Raw genomic sequence first — 21,430 nt, 5'->3', positions numbered from 1 at the left:
ATATTTTACACGAGAAAGTTCTGACAATAAAGAGTAAAAAAATGCGAAAGCCTTATTTTACAGGCTTTCGCGGTAGTTTTAGTAGACTGACATCTTTTGTTTATCGACATTTTCGAGAATTTCTTTCACGCGGGATAGGAATTTGCCGCAAATCATGCCATCCAAAATTCGGTGATCTAATGATAAACATAAATTTACCATTGATCTTGGCGCAATCATATTACCCTGTACTATTACAGGCCTTTTCACAATGCTTTCCACTTGCAGAATAGCGGCTTGCGGGTGGTTGATTATGCCCATCGACTGAACCGAACCGAATGAACCAGTATTGTTGACCGTAAACGTGCCGCCTTGCATATGCTCGAGTTTCAGCTTTCCATTGCGGACAAGATGTGCATATTCATGAATTTCCTTTGCAATTCCTTTAATCGATTTTTCATCGACATTTTTAATAACCGGCACGAATAATGCGTCATCCGTCGCAACCGCAATTGATAAATTGATATCTTTCTTTTGAATAATTTTATCTTCCGCCCATACTGAATTGATGATTGGATATTCCTTTAATGCTTGTGAAACGGCTTTTAGGAAGAATGCAAAATATGTTAAGTTAAATCCTTCTTTTTTCTTGAACTCCTCTTTAATGCTGTCCCGGTATTCGACAAGCTCCGTAACGTCGACTTCCATCATCATCCATGCATGCGGAATTTCATGTGTACTGCGCAGCATATTTTTTGCGATTGCCTTACGTACTTGCGTCACTGGAATTTCGATATCCCCAGTAGATGCAACCATTTCGTTTTTAGCTTGAGGAGCTGGTGGCGGTGACGTTGCTTCGCGCTGCGGCTCAACAATCGCTGTCGGTTGTTCATCATGCGAAATTGCCTGGCTTGTAGGCTTGCCTGCCGCTACATATGCTTCGACATCTTTTCTCGTAATGCGATTGCCTACGCCTGTGCCTTCAATTTGCGACAAATCAACTTCATGCTCTGCTGCCAATGCAAGAACAGCCGGCGAAAATCTGCCTGGTTTGCGTTCGGTGCGGACCGGCTTCTCATCTTTTTTGACAACCGTTTCCGCTTCTTTCCGCTGCACCCCTGCATTTAGTATCGCCGAGCTTACATTCGAGCTTTTTTCCGCTGGTGCGGCTGGCAGCTCTGAGTCTTCCACTTCAATCGTGCATACGATCGCTCCAACTGGTAATGTATCCCCTTCCGAAGCGATGAGTTCTGCTATGACGCCTGCAAAAGAAGATGGGATTTCCGCATTTACTTTATCCGTTGTCACTTCCGCTAACGGGTCATATTTGTTCACTTTATCACCAACTTGGACAAGCCAGCGCTCAATTTTACCTTCTGTTACACTTTCTCCAAGCTGTGGCATTACGATATTTTGAATTGTCATTTAACAATCCCCCTTTAACTAATAGGCCTTTGCAAAAATAGTACAAAGTTAATTGTCAATATTAAAATGCTGCTAGTTCTCGAATGGCGCTTTCAACTTTGTCGGGATTAATCATGAAAAACTTCTCCATTGTCGGCGCGTATGGCATTGCTGGAACATCGGGACCTGCAAGGCGCTTAATCGGCGCATCCAAATCAAATAAGCAGTGTTCTGCGATAATCGCTGCAACTTCACTCATAATGCTGCCTTCTTTATTATCCTCAGTTACGAGTAGAATTTTCCCTGTTTTCTTTGCCGCCTCAATGATCGCTTCTTGATCAAGCGGATAAACTAACTGTGCGCAAATCCAAAATATGAGTTTCAATACCATCTTTCGCCAGACGCTCTGCCGCTTGCAATGCAAAGTGAACAGCCAAGCCGTACGTAATGACCGTTACATCATCACCTTCGCGCTTCACATCCGCCTTACCGATCGGCAATGTGTAATCATCTGACGGAACTTCGCCTTTAATTAGGCGGTATGCACGCTTATGCTCGAAAAACAGCACTGGGTCCGGATCACGGATTGCCGCTTTCAATAATCCTTTCGCGTCATATGGTGTCGAAGGAATGACGATTTTTAAGCCAGGTGTACCAGCAAACATCGCTTCAACCGATTGGGAATGGTAAAGCGCACCATGAATTCCCCCGCCGAACGGAGCGCGGACAACTAACGGACAGCTCCAGTCATTGTTCGAACGATAGCGGATTTTCGCCGCTTCCGACACGATTTGATTGACCGCAGGCATAATAAAATCCGCAAACTGCATTTCTGCAATCGGGCGCATGCCATACATCGCTGCACCGATCGCGACACCCGCAATCGCACTTTCCGCTAATGGCGTATCAAGTACGCGCGCTTCGCCAAATTGGTCATACAATCCAGTCGTCGCTTTAAATACCCCGCCTTTTAAACCAACATCTTCACCCAATACGAAGACACGGTCATCTCGCTCCATTTCTTCTTTCATCGCTAAGTTAATCGCATCAATATAAGAAATTACCGGCATTACGCATCTTCTCCTTCCGCATACACAAAACGCAATGCATGTTCTGGTGAGGCATAGGCTGCATTTTCTGCATAGTCTGTCGCTTCATTGACAGTTTCCATAATTTTATCGTTAATTTGCTTAAATAGCGCATCATCGGCAACACCGCGTTCCTTTAAATACGCTTCAAACAGCAAAATCGGGTCTTTCGCTTTTCCTTCCGCAATATCTTCCGCTGTACGATATTGACGATCGTCATCATCGGAAGAATGCGCCGTCAGACGGAAAGTAACCGTTTCGATTAACGATGGACCTTCACCGCTGCGTGCACGATCTGCCGCTTCCTTTACTACTTTGTACACTTCCAATGGGTTTTTTCCATCTACCGTTACACCGGGCATCCCATAGCCAATCGCCCGGTCCGATACTTGCGCACAGCCTAACTGGCGCTCTACCGGAACGGAAATCGCATATTGGTTGTTTTCGACCATGATGATGACAGGCAATTTATGCACACCCGCAAAGTTCGCCCCTTCATGGAAATCCCCCTGGTTTGACGAGCCTTCACCAAGCGTTACAAATGTAATAAAATCCTTTTGCTGCATTTTTCCTGCAAGCGCTACACCTACTGCATGAGGCACTTGTGTCGTTACAGGGGAAGAACCCGTAAGAATTCGGTTTTCTTTTTGCCCGAAGTGGCCCGGCATTTGTCGGCCCCCCGAATTCGGGTCCTCTGCCTTCGCAAAAGCGGACAGCATTAAATCTTTCGCAGTCATCCCGAAGTGAAGCACTACCCCCATATCACGATAATATGGTGCAATATAATCCTTTGTATGATCAAGCGCAAAGGCAGCACCTACTTGAGCCGCCTCTTGCCCTTGACACGATATAACGAACGGAATTTTGCCCGCACGATTCAATAGCCACATGCGCTCATCGATTCGGCGCGCCATTAGCATCGTTTCATACATTTTGATTACGTCTTCATCCGTTAAACCTAATTGCTCGTGTGTTATGTTCTTTTCAGTCATAAAATCCCCCCGCTCACTTTTAGAAATGGATAGCTTTCCCTTCAATTGCCAATGCAGCTTCTCCAATAATCTCGCTCAATGAAGGATGCAAATGCACCATCTGTCCGACTTCCCATGATGAAGCATTTAAAAATAAGCCAAGCGCCGCTTCTGAAATCAAATCTGTTGCATGCGGACCAATTAGATGCACCCCGACAATATCATTCGATTCTTCATCTGCAATTACCTTAACAAAGCCCTCTGTTTCACCATAAACAATCGCTTTTCCAATTGCCTTAAACGGGAAGGTCTTCGCAATCGTCTTATAGCCGTTGTTTTTGGCTTGCTGTTCCGTAAGACCAGTGCTCGCGACTTCAGGATTACTGTAAACCCCTCTCGCTATATTTGCATAATGGATCTGTGCGGGATTCCCGCCTGCAATATGCTCGACTGCATGTATACCTTCATGTGAGGCAACATGCGCTAATTGCATGCCGCCAATGACGTCACCTATAGCATATATATGACTTTCTTTCGTTTGGAAATTATCATTTACAGAAATAAAACCGTTCTTGATTTCAATTTCAGTGTTTTCAATGCCTATATTTTCGGTATTCGCAACTCTTCCAATCGATAATAGCAATGCCTCTGCCGAAATTTTCTCATCGTTTAATTGAACCGTAACGTGATCCTGTGCATCAATTGTAGACGGATCAAGCTGTACATTCACGTGAATGTTCACACCGCGCTTTTTCAATGATTTAAGCATCTCCGCCGAAATTGCCTCATCCTCTGTAGGCAATAATCGGTCACCAAGCTCTAAAATCGTCACTTCGACATCAAAATCAACGAGCATCGAAGCCCACTCTACACCGATGACGCCTCCACCGATAATAATGACCGACTTCGGCAGTTTTTCAATCGTTAAAAATTCATCTGATGTAAAGATTTTTTCCCCATCGACTTTTAAACCTTCCAAATGTCTTGGTCGTGAACCTGTCGCCAAAATGACATTTTTCGGAACGAGCATTTCATTTTCAGTGCCATCATTCATCTCGACTGAAATCGTGCCAGGCATCGGCGAGAAAATCGACGGTCCCAATATTCTGCCGAAGCCATTGTACACATCGATTTGCCCTTTCTTCATCAAGTGTTGGACACCTTTATAAAGCTGATCTACGACGATTGACTTTCGCTGTTGTACACGTTCAAAATTTACGCTTACATCATTTACTTCCACGCCGAAATCGATGGCTTTTTTTGATTGAACATATACTTCCGCGCTTCGGAGCAATGCCTTTGTAGGAATACAGCCAGCATGCAGGCATGTGCCCCCAAGCTTATTTTTTTCAACGATCGCCGTTTTCAAGCCTAGTTGCGAGGCACGAATCGCCGCGACATAACCGCCTGTGCCACCACCTAAAATAACGACATCATATTCTTTCGCCATAACCAGCCCCCCTTTTTTCCGATTGCAAATTAACGTCCATTTAATATATTTTTTTCATTTTGAAGAAATTGGCTGCGAGATTTCGCAACACGCGCAATACGCTCTTCAGCTAAACGGTTCGCCGCTAAATATGTCGGGATATCTTCCTGTTTTGAAATCGCGAAAATCTTCTCTAAACTTGTGTAAATTGTTTCGACGCGCTTCATCGCACGATCACGGTTGTAGCCATATAATTCATCTGCCACGTTAATTACTCCGCCTGCATTGATAACATAGTCCGGCGCATATACAATGCCCATTTCATGTAAAACTTGACCATGTTTCGATTCAGCGAGCTGATTATTCGAAGAGCCTGCAATTACTTTCGCTTTTAATTTCGGAATTGTTTCGTCATTAATGATCGCTCCAAGTGCACATGGAGCGAAAATATCCGCTTCCTGCTCATAAATCGCTTCAGGTGCAACAGCAACCGCATCGAAATTCGTCACTACACGGTCGATTGCTTGTTGATTAATGTCTGTAACAACTAATTTTGCGCCTTCTTTATGTAAATATTCGCATAAAGTGTACGCAACGTTTCCTAGCCCCTGCACCGCTACTGTACGACCTGCTAGAGAATCATCGCCAAACGCTTCTTTTGCCGCTGCTTTCATTCCTAAAAACACACCGTAAGCAGTGATTGGCGATGGATTGCCTGAGCTGCCGAATGCCGGCGAAATACCTGTCACATAATTTGTTTCTTCGTGGATTAAGTCCATATCGGCAACAGTCGTCCCTACATCCTCTGCTGTAATATAGCGACCGTTCAGCCCTTGAATAAAGCGCCCTAGCGCACGGAACATTTCTTCATTTTTATCTTTGAACGGGTCGCCGATAATAACCGTCTTCCCTCCGCCAAGGTTTAAACCTGCCGCAGCATTTTTATATGTCATGCCGCGCGCTAGACGAAGTGCATCTTCAATTGCGGCTTCCTCTGAGGCATAAGTCCACATACGTGAACCTCCTAGAGCAGGACCTAATGTCGTATCATGTATGGCAATTACTGCTTTTAACCCTGATGCCTCATCTTGACAAAAGACAACTTGTTCAAAATCATATTTCTGCATGTACTTGAAAATTTCCATAATACTCTACTCCTCCAGTTAAGAAAGCGCTTACTTTCTCGTATATTATTATTTTTTGTTCTTTAAAGATAATAAATAGTTAAATTTGTATAACTTTATTATCGTTATTTTTACAATACTTATAAATTTAAGATGATGCAACTAGAAATCCCTAAAATTAATTAAATTAGAAAATTCGGATAATTTAGCACTAAAAAAAATTATGAAACACGAAATATTTAATCTATAAAATTGTTATATAGGTATAATAATCCGTCTCATATTGGACAAATTCCTCATTTCCATCTGTTAAATTGTTTCAACATTATTGACATTCTTTTTTAGCATTGTAAAATTAAGTGAAACTTCAAACAGTGAAGGCATTTCCCCCGTTACTGCAACGGGGAGTGTATTGAGTCGGTAGGAGGTCTTTAAATGGCGCGTATGGCTGCATTTATCGTTCTTGTCATTCCAGCTCTTTTAATGGCAGCTGGGATTAAATTTATGCGTGATACACTATTTGGCATATTAATTTCGCCGTTTCCATGGATTTGGTTACAGTTCGTTGTAGGAGCGCTTTTCTTTGCTTTTGCGTTTTTATTTTTTGCGGGATTTTTACTGCATCGGGATCGCAAGCGCGGCAAAGTTTCAGAGCGCTGGCAAAAATGATTTTCGTAAATGAAAAAGGGCTACTAGAAAATTTTCTAGTAACCCTTTTCATCTATTTCGAGCTTTACGCACTTTATGCGGAAAATCGGTAATCCAGCCGATGACAGCTGAATGCGGATTTTCCAAAAACGACTCATTTCCTTGGATCCCGTAAAAACGAATGCCGATATTGGCCGTTTCACAATATTTTAAATACCGGCTTTTATAGTATCTTTTATGTGCATGAATCGCATCATAATACGCATGGATGCCGAGTGATGACCAATCAAATTTCTTTGTAATAATAAATGCTGTTTCAATATTTGGCTGTATTTCTTTTACGGTTTCTAACAAAGTTCCGTGAAACGACGAGAAATGGCTGCCGGGAGGTAATTTCATACTTTTCAGTAAATTCTTAAGGGCATGCACATTCGTTAAAAGTGATTCTTTCAATTCAATGTTCAGTGCTATATTTTCTGAGTTTGCCCAGTTCAATACATCTTGAAAGGACATGATGCGCTCTCTGGAAAACATCCGTTTAAAGCGGGTTCCTAAATTGTAGCGAATAAGCTCCTCATAATCGCACTCAGCGACTAGTTTATTAACCCCGGCAAGCCTTTTTAAATCAATATCGTGAAACACCACTAAAACCCCATCCTTCGAAATTTGAAGGTCGAGTTCGATTCCATCTGCGCCTATTTCTTTTGCTTTTTTAAATGCGGAAAACGTATTTTCCAAATGAAAGCTTGATGCTCCGCGATGGGCAAAAATCGGAATATCATTCATTATACATTCAACTCTCCAAATTCCAATAAGAACCGGCCATTCGTCATAGTCGATAATATAGATGACTTTTTGCCAATTTGAATATATGTACCTGGATGCGCTTCTTTAGTCACATGGATTTCTTCCTTGCCGACACTGCGTAAATCATTCATCAATTGCTTAATTTCCCGATCTAGATTCATAACGGATTCCTTATTTGACGCCAGCTTTTGTTTTGTCTGCTCGAATGCTGCCAATTGCGGTTTTGTTAAATTCTGAGCGACAGGCAATATGCGGTTAATTTGCGACTCCAGCTGCAAAGTATCTTCCTGCATCGACTTTAACAATGCTGCTTTTGTCTGGATGAGCTCAAGACCGTCCGTTTTGTTCACGCTATTGATGATAAGCTCTGTACGCCGCTCTAATCGATTTCCGGTAATCGCGGAAACAATCGTGCTTTTGGCTATTGCTGTTCCGCCGATAATTTTCCCTTTTCGTTCATCAACTAAAATTGAATGTGCTGAAATGTTTGAGCCCAACGCGTAAAAACCGATGTTAATATCCTGGCCTGCAACTAAATGGGCTTCGTTCACATGCTTTACGAAAATATTTCCGCCTGCTTCTACACGTGTTTGACCGAGCCCAAAAATGCCTCCGCGAATGAATATATCGCCGTCAATGGACTTAATGAGTTTTGCGCCAGATACACCTTCAGGACCTTCAATCGAAATGTCGCCTTTGGCAATAACCGAAAAACCGGCCTGAACCGTGCCCCGTATCGAAATCGATCCATTAAAATCAATATTCCCTGTTTCAACGCCTACATCGCCGCTAATCGGCAAATGGTGATTGACGCTTACCATACCTTTATGGTCTTCGAATACACCGCTTATTTTAGAGCGAAGAACCGTCTTGCCGTCCTCTTCCTCTTCATACGCGGATTTGCGGTCATATTTCAGCGGTAAATCCCGTCCCCTTTGAGCAGCAATTGGCTCTCCGTGGACATTCGTTCCTGGAATACCTGACTGTGCATGGACTTTTTCGCCCAACCATGCACCTTCTTCAATTTCGAAAATAAAATTCATGTCATAGTAATCCGCTTTCCCATCTTCGCGGATAACGGGTTTTCGTTCGGGGATTTGCAGATATCTTATTTGTGCATCTTCCCCTTTAACGGGTGGCGTCCCCTGCGCAATCAATATCGCCTTTCCACTAACAATCGATTCCATTTTAATATCTAAAATTCCGTGCTTAATATCATTTTCTTCTAATAGCTTTTTTACATCTTGCTGAAAGGATTGTTGGTTTTCTCGTATAAAATCGACTGTTTCGAATACGAAAAGAGAAGCGGACATTTTATCGCGCGACACTTCCAATGTAACGGATGGCAGCCATGTGCCGATTTCCACCGGATTGTTTGTCACTTCATTTAGAACTTTCTTCAATACTGCAAAATTGGTTAGTTTGATGCGAGGATTTAGGCGCACAATCGTATCAAAATCTTTTAACATAAAGCCTGGCTGTATCGTTTTTATATATACTTTTCCGTTATTTTCTTCTACTTCAAAAAAACGATTTTCAAAAATAACCACGCATATCCTCCTCCTCATACATTACAGTATATACAAATTTCGGATATTTGTTTAGTTAAATATTGCCTATTAATAAGGTTTTTTATCATAGAAATCAAAATAAATCAAAAGTATTAATTCACCAAGGTAATATTACCTATAACCATCTTTTACAGCAAACGTTGATATTGTAATAAATTATAATACATTTCTGATACATCACTTAAATAGCTTTCATCTTTAGTCTCAATTGCTCGTAGAGTATTTTTTATCAACATAATATCTAGTTCAATAGAAGTGTACAAATTCCTATTGTTTATATTATTCGAAATTATGACATTTTTAATATCATTCAACTCATTTAAATATGCTTGAAGCTCAATTTTTCTCGCCTGGAGCTGCGGATTAGTTAATGTACCCAATAATAATATATCATTGTAGCATGCTTCACGTTGCGGGCGTAAATCCTCTGTATAGTTTTTCACAACATCACCCGTAAAATCGGCTGGTTTTGAGGAAGATGCATTTAAGTTGAGGGGAAATTTTATGAGCAGTGTGATGATTAGCAAGCTTAAAATGAGCAGCATTAGTTTCCATCGTTTCATCTTTCATCTCTCCTTTTCACCGTTTCCTATCATTTTACTTTCCCGAAACATTAATAATGTAAAATTAACGTTAAAAAAAGATGACAGTATAGAGAGCAAAAAAAAGAGTGCCCAGTATATGCTGGGCACGAAAGAGAATAATATGGACTTCAAGCATATCATTCTAAAAAGGAGGTAAAAACGAAGACTTTAAATGCCTTACTTAGCTGTCATTACCCCCTTCTTATAAAATTAAACTTAGTTCAATACATATCTATTAACTCGCCACCATCTCAATACGGATCTTGTCCGCAATCATCGCTATAAATTCCGAGTTCGTCGGTTTTGACTTCATATGGTGCACGGTATAGCCGAACAGCTCAGAAATGTTTTCATAGCTGCCGCGGTTCCATGCGACTTCAATGGCATGACGGATTGCTCGTTCCACACGAGAAGGCGTTGTGCCGAATTTTTTTGCGATTTCAGGGTACAGGATTTTCGTTACGGAGCTTAATAGTTCAATATCATTGTACACCATTTGAATCGCCTCACGTAAATAGGCGTATCCTTTAATATGTGCAGGGACCCCGATTTCTTTAATGATCCCTGTAATCGTCGTATCTAGTAGTCTGGAATCAATTTTTGTCGTGCTATTCGTCGCCAAAATAGGAACACGTTTTTCAAGTTCGAATTTCTTTCCGGCACAGTGAAGTATTTTTTGCACAAGCTGCTCAAATTCAAATGGCTTTAGCATAAAATAAGAAGCGCCAAAATTCACGGCTTGCTTCATGACATCTTCCTGTCCAAAAGCAGTCAGCATAATAACTTGTGTATGCATGTGTCGCTCATCATTATACATTTCTTCCAATACAGCCAAACCATCTAAATGCGGCATAATTATATCTAAAAGCAGCACGTCGATTTTATGCTCGTCCAACATTTTAATACACATTTTTCCATTTGATGCAGTTGCGACAACTTCAATTTGCGCATGGTTTGCAAAATACATCTCCATCATTTTCACTAATTCGCGATTATCATCAACAATCGCAATTTTAACCTTTGTCAAACAAAATCCCCCTTTAAATTTGGCCTGCTCCTTCTTTGTAAAATGCAATGGCAAATCGTTATGAACTTCCTAACAATTGTCGCAAAATTGCTTTGTCATATAATTGTAACAAAAATGATCGACAGTTGTCTTTCTATCCCTATTTTTTGCATTGTCATTTAGTGAAGTTTCGACAGGATTGTTAAAAATCCTTTCGAACACACAAAAATGAGTATGTGGTATTATATTTTCTATCCAAATCGACAAGGAAATATATGGTTCTACATTTGTCGAATTATCTATATGTACCATTTTAATTAAAAAAGGAAAAGATGACTACACTTTTGTGAAAAGTATAGTCAAAAAGTTCTTAATTAGGGCTTTTTTTTAGCATTTCGATAACGAGAATCCCAGCACCCTTCGTTGGTTCCTCGATAAACATGTGGGTTACGGCACCGACAAATTGATTGTCCTGAATAATTGGGCTGCCGCTCATCCCCTGGATAATGCCGCCCGTTTTATTTATAAGCCGTTCATCAGTGACATGAAACGTAAACGTATTATCAGTTTGTTTGTCAATTTTTATATCAAACAAATTGACCGCTTCTCCGTCGATTGCCGTTAATATTTGTGCTTTTCCTTTTTTCAATTGATTGGCATGTATAATTTCAAGCGGTTGATGCAAACTGTCATGTAAAGATTGTTCCCAATTTCCAAAAATACCGTAAACATCATTGCTGTTTACCGTACCGAGCGGGGATTGTGATTTATCTACAATTGAAATTTTGTATCCAGGCTGGCCAGGTGTACTTTTTTTCACTTGTGAGATGGACGCTTCATAAATAGCACCATTGCTGAAATTCGGAGGCTGCTTAATCGTTGAGTCTACGATTTGATGACCGAGTGCTCCATATTCCATCGTTTCAGGGTCGATATACGTCAGTGTGCCTACTCCATCTGTTTCACTTTTCAAAAATGGTTTTAAATGCATCAATTGGTGTGTTGATACGCCGATTTCTCGTTGTTGCTTTCCATTTTCAACTGTCAGTATAAACGTTTCGCCCTCACCGGACAACTCGTCTAACTGACTGATCTTTTCACCATTCAATTCAGAAATGCGTTCTCCTTTTTTCAACCACTCACTATTTTCCAGTAACACGTCTTGCGCAACGATGACATAGGGCATTTGCAATTGCACCCCAATTGAATGCCCCATCGGAATTAAAGATTTCCCTAAAACTTGCATTGGTGACATCACAAAAAGCATTACAACGAGTATCCACCATTTTTTAATGATCATTCACCTCCTCTATGCGCTTACTATGTGAAAAAAATTAAGGAGTTATGAACGGAAAAATTTTGTTGATATGAGGAAAAATTAGAATGTATTAATCAGTTTTACGCATCACTGTACTGTTACTGCTTATTTTTGCATTTTATGAATATAAAAATACCGTCCAAAATTTTAAATTTTTTGGACGGCTTTTATTTGTCAACTCATCGTTTCTTTGCGCTCATTAGCCATTTGAATAAGCTCTGATGCGTGCTGCAGCGTAAGTTCTGTAATCTCTGCCCCGCTCATCATTCTACTGATTTCCTCAATGCGCTCTTTCTCTTCCATTTCCGAAATCGTCGTAAAGGTGCGGTCATGCTCCACTTGCTTTTTAATATAATAATGGTGATCTGCCATTGCAGCAACTTGCGGCAGATGCGAAATGCATAACACTTGTGAATTAACTGAAATCGCCGCTATTTTTTCCGCGATAGCCTGGGCAACACGCCCGCTTACACCTGTGTCCACCTCATCGAAAATAATCGACGTAATGCCATTGGACGTGGAAAAAATCGTCTTTAAAGCAAGCATCATCCTAGAAAGTTCTCCGCCTGAAGCAACTTTCGGCAATGACTTTGGAGGCTCCCCGACATTTGTCGAAATATAAAATGCGACCCCATCTTTGCCATGTGCATCAAGCTGGTTTAATGACTCGAAACGAACGATAAACTGCGCTTTTTCCATATGCAGCATGCGCAATTCATTCATAATTGCTTCACTGAGCTTCAACGCATTTTCTTTTCGGATTTCCGTCAATTCATCGGCAATCCGGTGTAAATTCGATTCCATCTCCGCCAATAATTGCTCATTTCTTTGCATTGTTTCATCACGGTTCATCAGCTGGCTTAGCTCTTCTTCGATTTTTTCGTAATATACCAAAATTTCTTCCACCGTCGTGCCGTATTTACGCTTCATATTTTGATATAATGCTAGACGTTGTTCGACTTCATTTAAACGCTCGGCATCATATTCCAAGTCATCAAGCACATGTTTAATTTGGTATGCTGCATCCTGAAGTGCATAAAAGCTTGATGTGACCGCTTCCGAAGGCTCTTTAAAATGAGCATCAAGCATCACAATATCTTCAAGCGCATTCATCGCATTGCCGATAAAATCAAGCCCATTCGCATCCCCGGAAATTGCTTCATATGCCATATTCGCCCGCTCAAAAATTTTATGGAAGTTCATGAGGCGAAGACGCTCTTCATTTAACGCCTCCTCTTCATCGATCCGCAGCGCAGCTTGTTCCAGCTCCTGGATTTGGAATTGATATAAATCAATGCGCTGCGCCATCCGCTGCTCGTCCATGCTTAACTCGGCCACTTCTTTTTTTAATTGGCGATATGCTTCATATGCCACATCATATTCATCTTTAACAGCCTGTAACGCAATATGTGCATAATGATCCAATAAGTGAATATGGAATTTTTCATCCATGAGCTCCTGGTTTTCGTGCTGGCCATGAATATCAATCAAACTGCCGCCTATTTCCCGTAAAACAGACAGCGGAACGAGTTTGCCGTTTACCCGGCAAATACTTTTCCCGGAATCGTTTAAATCCCGACGCAAAATAATCGTTCCCTCTTCCGCCTCAATGCCATGTTCTTCTAATTTAGAAAATATCGGATGATAGTTATTGTTCACTTGGAATAATCCGCCCAATTCGGCCTTTTTTTCGCCGTGACGAATAAATTCAGTCGAGCCGCGCCCACCTGCCAAAATATTGACCGCATCAATAATGATGGATTTTCCGGCACCCGTCTCTCCCGTCAATACAGTCAAACCGCCAAAAAAACTAACGGTCAAATCATCAATAATAGCAAAATTTCGAATGCTTAATTCTCTTAACAAACCATTCCACCTCGGTTTACAGCATATCTAATAAGCGATTTTTTATTTCTTCACGATCATCTTCCGTACGGCACATAATTAAAATCGTGTCATCCCCGCAAATAGTCCCCAAAATTTCCGGCCAGTCCAAATGATCCAATAACGAACCGATCGCATTTGCGTTACCCGGCAATGTTTTCATTACTAAAAAATGTGAGGCGCCATCAATCGACACGAATGCATCTGCCAACGAGCGATGCAGCTTTTGAATCGGATTAAAGCGTTGATCGGCTGGTAAACTATATTTATAGCGTCCATCCTGCAACGGAACCTTTACTAAATGCAATTCTTTAATATCACGTGATACCGTTGCCTGTGTGACATTGTATCCTGCGTTTTTTAATTGATCTACTAAATCATCCTGTGTTTCAATTTCATTATTTGTAATAATATCTCGAATACGAATATGGCGTTGTCCCTTATTCACAAAAGTCACCTCATTAAAATAGATAGGAATATATGTATATTTACACTACCATTTGCATAAAAGAAAAACAAGAAAAAACCGTACATACGTTCAAAAATCCCTTTTTATCAACCACTTTCCACTTTTCGAATCAAAAAAAGGGACCGCTTTTCGTATAAATTGTGTGACCAACTATACGAAGCCGTTCCCTTTCAAACCTTTATTTCTTTTTCTTTTTTCGCCACACATAAATAATCATTGCGATGACGATGAAAAATAAGATGAAAAATAAATAGAAACTGTTGCTATCGAGCATATTCGACGTGAATGCCTGGGAAAAGTTTTTTTCCGTTACTTCTGCTTCATTCGTAAAAACTTTTCCTGCATTGCCGTTGACCGCAATTTTCGCATTTTCTCCTAATAGTTTTAAGCTCGTCATAAATTCTTTCGGAGCATATTGATCAGCGTCCCCGATCGCATCCAAAACGACTAAAGCGAAATCTTCATTCCAAGGATTATTTTGGATAAAAGCAAATTGTGATACATTGAAAAATCCATGCTCTGTCAAATCAGGTATATTGTCGTTATAATGGACGACCAACACCTCATCCTGTAATTGTTTATGCTGTTTTTTACCACCTATAAATAGCACATGACCATTTTTCAAATCAGCCTCTGTCACTTTCCCGGACTGTACGAGCGTAATAGTAGGCAATTTATTATTGATTGTAAGTGCTTCATAAACAGCTAAAAGATCGGACCAGCGATATTGCTCCGGCACTACAACCATCACAGATTCATCGCTGTTCGGAAAAGGAAAGAAGCGAAAATTAAATTCTGCCACTGTTTGCTTGTCAACATTGAAATTTATGGCACTTGCTTCATCAATATACACCCATTTTGCCTGATCGGATTGTATACATTGCGTTTTTTCATGCAGACCATTTGCGGCAAGCTGAATGCGCATTAAAGTAGATTGTGTGAAAACCGAACTGCTTAGCGGAACTTCGACAAAAATATCGCCATTTTTATCACGTTTCACTTCACGCAAATCAATGCTGTGCGGCACCTCATTTACGAGGAGCACTAATTCCTCCGATGGATTGTTTTTTTCTGATTGACTCGATTGAATCGTTTCAGAAATTTTCAAATGCAATTGAATACTGGCTTTCATATCGCTGAATGGGTAGTACGGCATATAATAATAATATGTATCCGAACTTGTTTTCCCATAGCCTAATGTCATGCTCGGAATACCCATCGTTTTAAACGCTATTTTATTTCTATCCGTGTTTTCTTGCGATACTGGCATGTTTGTAACCGTTAATCGGCTGCCTTGCAATTGCTTAACAAAGGAATCTTCCGTTAATACACCAATTTTTTCGAATTCCGCATCGTCTTTTCCTGTAATGACAAGCACATTTTTCGAAGCCGATTGCTTTACAGTGATTGGCTGTATAGAAAGAGACAACCCGTCGTCCGCTTTTCCTTTATCGATGAGCTCGTTCAGCCATGCATTTTTGAACTGATTTTCCTGTCCGATTATAACCGTTGCATGGGTAATCATTTTTACTTGCGATTCTTTTAATAGTTTGACTTTGTTGTATGCCGAGCTGCTGGACAAGTAATTTGTCAACTGCAATGCTGCATTAAGCGTTTTTAATGTCGGCTCGTCCGGGACGATAATTTGCGTATTTCTCGTATCAGTCCCGACAAAATAAGCTGGGTATTGGTTTAAGTCCCGCAGCTGTCCATGCACCGTCGCATGAATATCTATAAAGGAGGCGATTTCCAATGTGAGCCAATTCCCGCTTGTATTTTGCTCAACGCAAATCCCCTCTTTCAAAATGCCTGCATATTTAATTGAAATCGTATGGGAACCTTCCTTCAATGCATTGCTTGGCAAAATGACGGCTAATTCCGTTTGCTTTCGGTCAAGTCCTATTGATTGGACCGCCACCCCATCAATTGCTACAGTCAATGAAGAAGGAGCGATCAATAATTGTGAATGATTGAAATACAGTTGCAATTTTTGTCCTTCTGCTTGCTGCGTTTCCAACAGTTCATAGACAAACTCAACTTCCCCTGACTCACCTTCCAATGTCACTTCTTCCGTGAATAAAGGACTTCTTGTCGTTTCGCTTACACCTTCAATCGGCAATTTAACTTCCACTGCCAAGACAGTCGTTTGAAATACAAGAAAAGCGATGAAGCCAAACAACACGCTTAATAAATGCTTCATATTACTTATCCCCCTTTACCGAAAACCGCTCTGTTTTATACCATTTGTGGTCTTCCTTTTTTATGACGCGCTTTATTTCCAAAAACAGTGAGTGCACAACTAAAACAATCCACATTTGCGAATATGTAAAATACATTGCTAATACATACAAAATATTGCGCCACGTAAGCTGGTTACGTTCGATGCTCAATGTAATCATCACTTCAGTCAAAAACAGCAAAAACGCAATAATCCAAAGTACGATCGCTATATTGCCGACCGATAAATTTAAATCAATAAACATATTGACGACAAATATTAAGTTTGACATGATCACACCGAAGAAAAATAAAAAGTATGTGAAGAAAAAATAGAAAATATCAAACATAATGCGCTTTTGCCGCAAGCTAAAAATTTTACGGATAAATTTCAGCACAACATATTGGTTGCCACGAGCCCACCGTGTTCGCTGCTTCCACCAAACACGAAACACTTCCGGCTCCTGCTCCCATGTTATAGCTGCCGGGAAAAATCGTATATGGTAGCCTAAATCATATACCCGAATCGTCAATTCCGTATCCTCTGCCATCGCATTTGCATCCCAGCCGCCTAATTGCTCGATTACACTCCGTCTTATAGCGAAGTTTGTGCCTGGAATTGTCGCAACACCAAACCAAAACCACCGTCCTGCTTGCGCCATCCATTGAAAGCAGATTGTCTCAATGTTAATGAAGTGTGTGAGCCATGTTTTTTTTGCATTTATGACACGGAACTTCCCGACCATTGCTGCCGCTTTATCATCATTGACAAGCCCCATCACTAAATACCATAACGCATCCTTTTCCGGTGTATTGTCCGCATCATATACAACGACAATATCCCCTGAAGAATTTTGCAGCGCATAGTTTAAGGCAGTCGCCTTCCCGCGGCCTTTTAAAGGGTCCTCTGTTTCGATTACACGCAAAAACGGAAAATCTTTTACAAACGATTCGCCTATTTCCTTCGTCCGGTCGCTGCAATTATCGCAAATCAGTATAATTTCCAGCCGGTCTTTCGGATAATTAAGACGGACCATCGCCTTTAATGTTTGCGCAATAACCATTTCTTCGTTATGTGCGGGAATAAAAACAGAAACTTTCGGCACTTGCGGCAGCGCGCGCAGTTTTTTATCCCATGTCGGTATTTCCTGCCGGTATCGTTTGTAGTGCAGATAGCCGCCTTGTGCAAGAAACATATGATAGAGCAACATAATCCAAATTAGAAATAGCGACGTATAAAATAGGATATTTGCCATTATGTTCTCTCCTCAAATAAATTTTTTCGATAGCGCAATCTTAAAAAGAAAATATTGCCTGTAAACAAGATGACAAAGGCGATTGGCAAAAAGACAAGCACCCATAAAATAATTTCCAGTGGACGGTCACGGAATCTCCATTTCAGTTCGTCAATTGTTGTCCAGCTTGATTGCACTTTATAAATACCTTCTTCATTTTCGATTTGAAATTTATCGGTTTGTATATGGAAGGGTTCTTGCTGAAAATCATACCACTGCATATTGGGGACATTTTCAAAAGTCGAAAGAATCGCCGATAAAGTGGACAGTTCGTCATACATTGAAAACGTAGTGCTTAAAACGGCATTGTCCACTTGCATAATACGGCCGATTTCATTTTTCATCGCCAACAATGGATCATCATAATTATACTGCGGAGCGCTTAATGTAATAGGAAATAACTTTTGACGATTCAGTAAGATTGGCTCGCTAATGAAAAAGGGACCCTGTTTTTCAATCGAGGCGTCGTCGGATAATGAAAGCTTCCCGAAAAATGTAGACGTATAATCGGCCATTTCCAAATAATCCGCTTGCAATAAGCGATCATTTTGACTGTAAAAAGCAGCCGGAAATAAATCTTTCTGCACCAATATTTGAATCGCGGTCGAAAAATTGCTTTTTCCTATTGAACTGGCATGCTGCCCATTTGATTGTGACACCGTTAGCCCTGAAACGTGGTCAAAATCAGCAAAAGCTTGCTCCGTATCGACCGCTATTCCTTCATCATTATTCGCATTTATACCATAATCGATATAATCATTGACGACAATGATAGCCCCTTGCCGCTGGAGTTCAGCCAATAACCGCACAAGCGGCTCCGAATCGGACAATGCGGCACTCTTATTCGATTCATCATTCATATAAATCGATGAAACACTTAAAACGAGTGGAATATTTCTATCGATGAATTCATTCGCTACTTCTGTTAGTTTTTCAGTATCGGTCAATGGATTTATATGTTCAACTACAATATATGAAGGATGCGAGAGGTCCTCATACTTTTCACTATATAAATTGAATAAACCATTCATTAAAATTTGGGCTTCCAGCTCAGTGTAATGCTCCAAAAAAAGTGCCCGGTGCTCATTATGCTGCACGATTAACGGCACTTCTTCATTGTAGCCTTTCGCATATTGCAATACTTGTGAACTTGAATCGATTTGCACATGACGCAGCATGTACAGCTTATGTAAAGTCATATTTGCGATTGTATGAACTGGAATATAGCTTTTGCTCTCCCAATCCGGAAATTGTGGCGCAACTTTAAAAAACTGCCCTAGCGCAATCACTGGCCCATTATAGTTCGCCAAATTTTGCTGTAAAACAGCATGTTCTGAAGTGGCCGCATTTCGGGTATAGCCAACAACTACATCTGATTGAATCGGACCCTCTTCCGCCTCTTCAAATGATTGCATGATGACTTCATCAAAAAGCCCGCTTAAATTCGCTTCAATCAATCGAACGGTTGCGTATTCCTGCTCGGTGTTCGCTTCATATATAAAAGTGACGGCTCCCGTTTCATGTGAGCCTTTTGCATCTATGCTATGCGGGAATATACTGATGAACATGCAAAGTGACAATATAGTAATAACGGCTTTACATCGCATAAAAAACAATCTCGCTTTCCAAGTCGGCCATTAATGTATCGTAATCGATATTTTCCATATCGCTATTGCATTCTTCAAAGCTCATATGGAAAGTGAGCGTCACTTTTTTGCCGTTCAATAGTTCATGTTCTTGTAAACCGTTTGATAGATTATCAATAATGATTTCGATTGATGTTTTTTTCGTCTCGATTAGTAAAAGCGCAAAACGATTATTATCAAGCCTAAACTTTCTGTCGGTCGTTCTTACAAGACTGTTCACTCTATTTCCGATGCATTTTAAAAGATGCTGTACTTCCTTGTGACCATACACTTGCTGAAATTCCTCAAAATAATCGATTTGAAACAGCAATATTGTGAATCTGCCGCCATGGCGATTAATCCTGCTCAATTCCCTTTTCACTTCAACTTCCATCCTTTGCGCCGAATCGAACGATGTATCCACATCAATCGAAACAAATTGCTGCAGATCATTTTGCAATTTGGCATTTTGCTTCATTAATCCTGTTATTTTTTCCTGAATGGAGCCTGTCAGCAATATGGAGACAATCAAGATGACTCCGAACTGAAGAAATTGATCGACCGTAATCGTTTGCCAGCTGCCGATTAAAGCTGTTCCCGATTGCAGGAGCAAAATCGTTCCCGCGCAAAAAATGATGAACAAACTAAAAATCAGTCCGCCAAGTGTACCTGTAAAGAGTGTGACAGCAATAACAATTATTAATAATACGACGAGTAATAATTGCTCTATTTTATCCGTATCAATAATATATAAAAATATCGACTGAATACAAACTAAACAGAGCATCTGGATTAATAAAATGGTTTTATTATTATTTTTCATTGCCAGTACCTGCCTCTGCCAGTAATGGGAGTATATTATCAAAAAAATGCGTTTGTCGGGTTGACATATCTATATAGCCTCCGAAATATTCGCTTTTACTATCATTTACTTTCAATTGCTCCATATTCAAAAGCAGCTGCTGTGCAAGTTTTTGTTCACCTGCACGTTCCATCGCCATATAGGCTAATGCGTAAACAGCAGGTGATTCATAGTCGACTGTGAATTGTTTGCTTTCGGCATCGATGCGGCCATATAGCTTGCCATGCTCTGTCAGCATTTGCTTCGTAAAGCTGATTATTTCCTCTATCGGTATACCGGCAAGAATGCGGTGGTACGCTATGTAATATTGATCGATGAGATTGACTTCCCGATCATATTCAAACCGGTGCTCCAACGGATAAAAACGCTGTGCATATAACCCGCTTTGCATCGGTATTTCCTTCAGCAAATTCAAATTTACAGTTGCTTGCTCAGCGGTCAATAACTTTTCCTGCTGCAAAAACAAAATGGCTCCCGGATCTAAATACGATAATGTAAGAACATCATTTGAGGATGTCCCATCATAAAAATCAATAAAAGTTCCATCCTTTAATTGAAAAGCGACGATGCTTTTCCCAATCGCTTTCGCCAGATTTTTGTATTTTTTCTTATCCCACATTTCGCCCGCTTTATTCAATGCTGCCATTATGCGAAAATCATCAATTAACGCATTCGTTCGCGACGCTTGGCCATCGGAATAACGCCAGGAAATTAAGGAATCGTCTGTAATAAAGTGATTCGTTAATATTTTTACTTGCTCTTCAAAACGTTGCTGATCGCCAATCTTAAGTAAATACTGCATCCAAAGACCAATCGATTCTGATAAATAAACATTTTTATTTTCGCTTAAATCTGTTTGAAGCCATCCTTGTTCAATCAAATATGTATCGATAAATCGAGCGTTTGATGGTAATGGTTGGAAATTAGGCTCTTCCTTTTGGCAGGAAGCGAGGAATAGTATGAGCAGGAGAAATAGAGATAATTCGGAAAGTTTATATATCACACTTAAGTCATCCTCTAAGTTTCATATTGTCTATAAATTATACTATATAATTAATTAGAATAGTTCAATGGAAATTATATTTATTTCAGGAATATAAAAAAAGAACCGTTTTTAGTATTTTATACCCAAAAACTCAATAACTAGTT

The 21,430-nt window shown here is 40.4% G+C and carries 17 protein-coding genes and 1 pseudogene; 1 reads left to right on the top strand and 17 read right to left on the bottom strand.

What is annotated here, in order from left to right:
• Positions 1-78: 78 nt before the first annotated feature.
• The 5 genes and pseudogenes from ACTHOQ_RS11180 to ACTHOQ_RS11160 all read right to left on the bottom strand — a co-directional run bounded on the left by ACTHOQ_RS11180 (position 79) and on the right by ACTHOQ_RS11160 (position 6,016).
• Entirely contained in the window at positions 79-1,404 is a 1,326-nt protein-coding gene (locus ACTHOQ_RS11180; RefSeq protein WP_440496225.1) for a dihydrolipoamide acetyltransferase family protein, read from the bottom strand.
• A 61-nt stretch (positions 1,405-1,465) separates the two neighbouring features.
• Positions 1,466-2,453, bottom strand: a pseudogene (locus ACTHOQ_RS11175) (alpha-ketoacid dehydrogenase subunit beta).
• Complete coding sequence (locus ACTHOQ_RS11170) at positions 2,453-3,463, bottom strand: thiamine pyrophosphate-dependent dehydrogenase E1 component subunit alpha (protein WP_440496224.1); 1,011 nt, start codon at positions 3,461-3,463, stop codon at positions 2,453-2,455. Before ACTHOQ_RS11170 ends, ACTHOQ_RS11175 begins: the two are co-directional and overlap by 1 nt.
• A gap of 19 nt (positions 3,464-3,482) precedes the next feature.
• Entirely contained in the window at positions 3,483-4,892 is a 1,410-nt protein-coding gene (gene lpdA, locus ACTHOQ_RS11165; protein WP_440496223.1) for a dihydrolipoyl dehydrogenase, read from the bottom strand.
• Positions 4,893-4,921: 29 nt separating this feature from the next.
• Complete coding sequence (locus ACTHOQ_RS11160; protein WP_440496222.1) at positions 4,922-6,016, bottom strand: Leu/Phe/Val dehydrogenase; 1,095 nt, start codon at positions 6,014-6,016, stop codon at positions 4,922-4,924.
• A 414-nt stretch (positions 6,017-6,430) separates the two neighbouring features.
• On the opposite strand from ACTHOQ_RS11160, the gene ACTHOQ_RS11155 reads away from it, so the two are divergent.
• On the top strand, positions 6,431-6,664 hold the full coding sequence (locus tag ACTHOQ_RS11155; protein WP_440496221.1) for a DUF2627 domain-containing protein: 234 nt from the start codon (positions 6,431-6,433) through the stop codon (positions 6,662-6,664).
• A gap of 48 nt (positions 6,665-6,712) precedes the next feature.
• On the opposite strand, the gene ACTHOQ_RS11150 is transcribed toward ACTHOQ_RS11155, so the two are convergent.
• The 12 genes from ACTHOQ_RS11150 to ACTHOQ_RS11095 form a co-directional block, all read right to left on the bottom strand.
• Positions 6,713-7,429 (bottom strand): glycerophosphodiester phosphodiesterase, encoded by a 717-nt coding sequence (locus tag ACTHOQ_RS11150; RefSeq protein ID WP_440496220.1) that lies wholly within the window; start codon positions 7,427-7,429, stop codon positions 6,713-6,715.
• Positions 7,429-9,000, bottom strand: a complete 1,572-nt coding sequence (locus ACTHOQ_RS11145) for a flagellar assembly protein A (RefSeq protein WP_440496219.1) — start codon at positions 8,998-9,000, stop codon at positions 7,429-7,431. Before ACTHOQ_RS11145 ends, ACTHOQ_RS11150 begins: the two co-directional genes overlap by 1 nt.
• A gap of 149 nt (positions 9,001-9,149) precedes the next feature.
• Positions 9,150-9,584: a hypothetical protein gene (locus tag ACTHOQ_RS11140; protein WP_440496218.1), complete on the bottom strand. Its 435-nt coding sequence runs from the start codon at positions 9,582-9,584 to the stop codon at positions 9,150-9,152.
• A gap of 256 nt (positions 9,585-9,840) precedes the next feature.
• Complete coding sequence (gene spo0A / locus ACTHOQ_RS11135) at positions 9,841-10,632, bottom strand: sporulation transcription factor Spo0A (RefSeq protein ID WP_440496217.1); 792 nt, start codon at positions 10,630-10,632, stop codon at positions 9,841-9,843.
• 349 nt (positions 10,633-10,981) lie between these two features.
• On the bottom strand, positions 10,982-11,911 hold the full coding sequence (locus ACTHOQ_RS11130; protein ID WP_440496216.1) for a SpoIVB peptidase S55 domain-containing protein: 930 nt from the start codon (positions 11,909-11,911) through the stop codon (positions 10,982-10,984).
• Positions 11,912-12,103: 192 nt separating this feature from the next.
• Positions 12,104-13,795, bottom strand: a complete 1,692-nt coding sequence (recN, locus tag ACTHOQ_RS11125) for a DNA repair protein RecN (protein ID WP_440496215.1) — start codon at positions 13,793-13,795, stop codon at positions 12,104-12,106.
• 16 nt (positions 13,796-13,811) lie between these two features.
• On the bottom strand, positions 13,812-14,261 hold the full coding sequence (ahrC, locus tag ACTHOQ_RS11120; protein WP_440496214.1) for a transcriptional regulator AhrC/ArgR: 450 nt from the start codon (positions 14,259-14,261) through the stop codon (positions 13,812-13,814).
• Positions 14,262-14,460: 199 nt separating this feature from the next.
• Positions 14,461-16,482: a cellulose biosynthesis cyclic di-GMP-binding regulatory protein BcsB gene (locus ACTHOQ_RS11115; RefSeq protein WP_440496213.1), complete on the bottom strand. Its 2,022-nt coding sequence runs from the start codon at positions 16,480-16,482 to the stop codon at positions 14,461-14,463.
• Position 16,483: 1 nt separating this feature from the next.
• On the bottom strand, positions 16,484-17,755 hold the full coding sequence (locus ACTHOQ_RS11110; protein WP_440496212.1) for a glycosyltransferase family 2 protein: 1,272 nt from the start codon (positions 17,753-17,755) through the stop codon (positions 16,484-16,486).
• The gene (locus tag ACTHOQ_RS11105; RefSeq protein ID WP_440496211.1) at positions 17,755-19,401 is read right to left on the bottom strand and encodes a hypothetical protein; all 1,647 of its coding nucleotides are present in this window, start codon (positions 19,399-19,401) and stop codon (positions 17,755-17,757) included. Before ACTHOQ_RS11105 ends, ACTHOQ_RS11110 begins: the two co-directional genes overlap by 1 nt.
• Positions 19,391-20,242 carry a GGDEF domain-containing protein gene (locus ACTHOQ_RS11100; protein ID WP_440496210.1) on the bottom strand — a complete coding sequence of 284 codons (852 nt, stop codon included), beginning with the start codon at positions 20,240-20,242 and terminating at the stop codon, positions 19,391-19,393. The genes ACTHOQ_RS11105 and ACTHOQ_RS11100 overlap by 11 nt, the downstream gene beginning before the upstream one ends.
• Entirely contained in the window at positions 20,232-21,284 is a 1,053-nt protein-coding gene (locus tag ACTHOQ_RS11095) for a glycosyl hydrolase family 8 (RefSeq protein WP_440496209.1), read from the bottom strand. Before ACTHOQ_RS11095 ends, ACTHOQ_RS11100 begins: the two co-directional genes overlap by 11 nt.
• Positions 21,285-21,430 lie beyond the last annotated feature (146 nt).

The sequence above is a fragment of the Solibacillus silvestris genome (assembly GCF_051967575.1).
Classification (GTDB): Bacteria; Bacillota; Bacilli; order Bacillales_A; family Planococcaceae; genus Solibacillus; species Solibacillus silvestris_B.
The sequence above is the reverse complement of the archived record's forward strand: the minus strand, read 5'-3'. Positions and strand labels throughout refer to the sequence as shown.

Excerpts from the sequence above, each read along its gene's own strand:
- ACTHOQ_RS11180 (WP_440496225.1), bottom strand. The coding sequence starts at position 1,404 with ATGACAATTCAAAATATCGTAATGCCACAGCTTGGAGAAAGTGTAACA.
- ACTHOQ_RS11170 (WP_440496224.1), bottom strand. The coding sequence starts at position 3,463 with ATGACTGAAAAGAACATAACACACGAGCAATTAGGTTTAACGGATGAA.
- lpdA (WP_440496223.1), bottom strand. The coding sequence starts at position 4,892 with ATGGCGAAAGAATATGATGTCGTTATTTTAGGTGGTGGCACAGGCGGT.
- ACTHOQ_RS11160 (WP_440496222.1), bottom strand. The coding sequence starts at position 6,016 with ATGGAAATTTTCAAGTACATGCAGAAATATGATTTTGAACAAGTTGTC.
- ACTHOQ_RS11155 (WP_440496221.1), top strand. The coding sequence starts at position 6,431 with ATGGCGCGTATGGCTGCATTTATCGTTCTTGTCATTCCAGCTCTTTTA.
- ACTHOQ_RS11150 (WP_440496220.1), bottom strand. The coding sequence starts at position 7,429 with ATGAATGATATTCCGATTTTTGCCCATCGCGGAGCATCAAGCTTTCAT.
- ACTHOQ_RS11140 (WP_440496218.1), bottom strand. The coding sequence starts at position 9,584 with ATGAAACGATGGAAACTAATGCTGCTCATTTTAAGCTTGCTAATCATC.
- ACTHOQ_RS11130 (WP_440496216.1), bottom strand. The coding sequence starts at position 11,911 with ATGATCATTAAAAAATGGTGGATACTCGTTGTAATGCTTTTTGTGATG.
- ACTHOQ_RS11115 (WP_440496213.1), bottom strand. The coding sequence starts at position 16,482 with ATGAAGCATTTATTAAGCGTGTTGTTTGGCTTCATCGCTTTTCTTGTA.
- ACTHOQ_RS11110 (WP_440496212.1), bottom strand. The coding sequence starts at position 17,755 with ATGGCAAATATCCTATTTTATACGTCGCTATTTCTAATTTGGATTATG.
- ACTHOQ_RS11105 (WP_440496211.1), bottom strand. The coding sequence starts at position 19,401 with ATGCGATGTAAAGCCGTTATTACTATATTGTCACTTTGCATGTTCATC.
- ACTHOQ_RS11100 (WP_440496210.1), bottom strand. The coding sequence starts at position 20,242 with ATGAAAAATAATAATAAAACCATTTTATTAATCCAGATGCTCTGTTTA.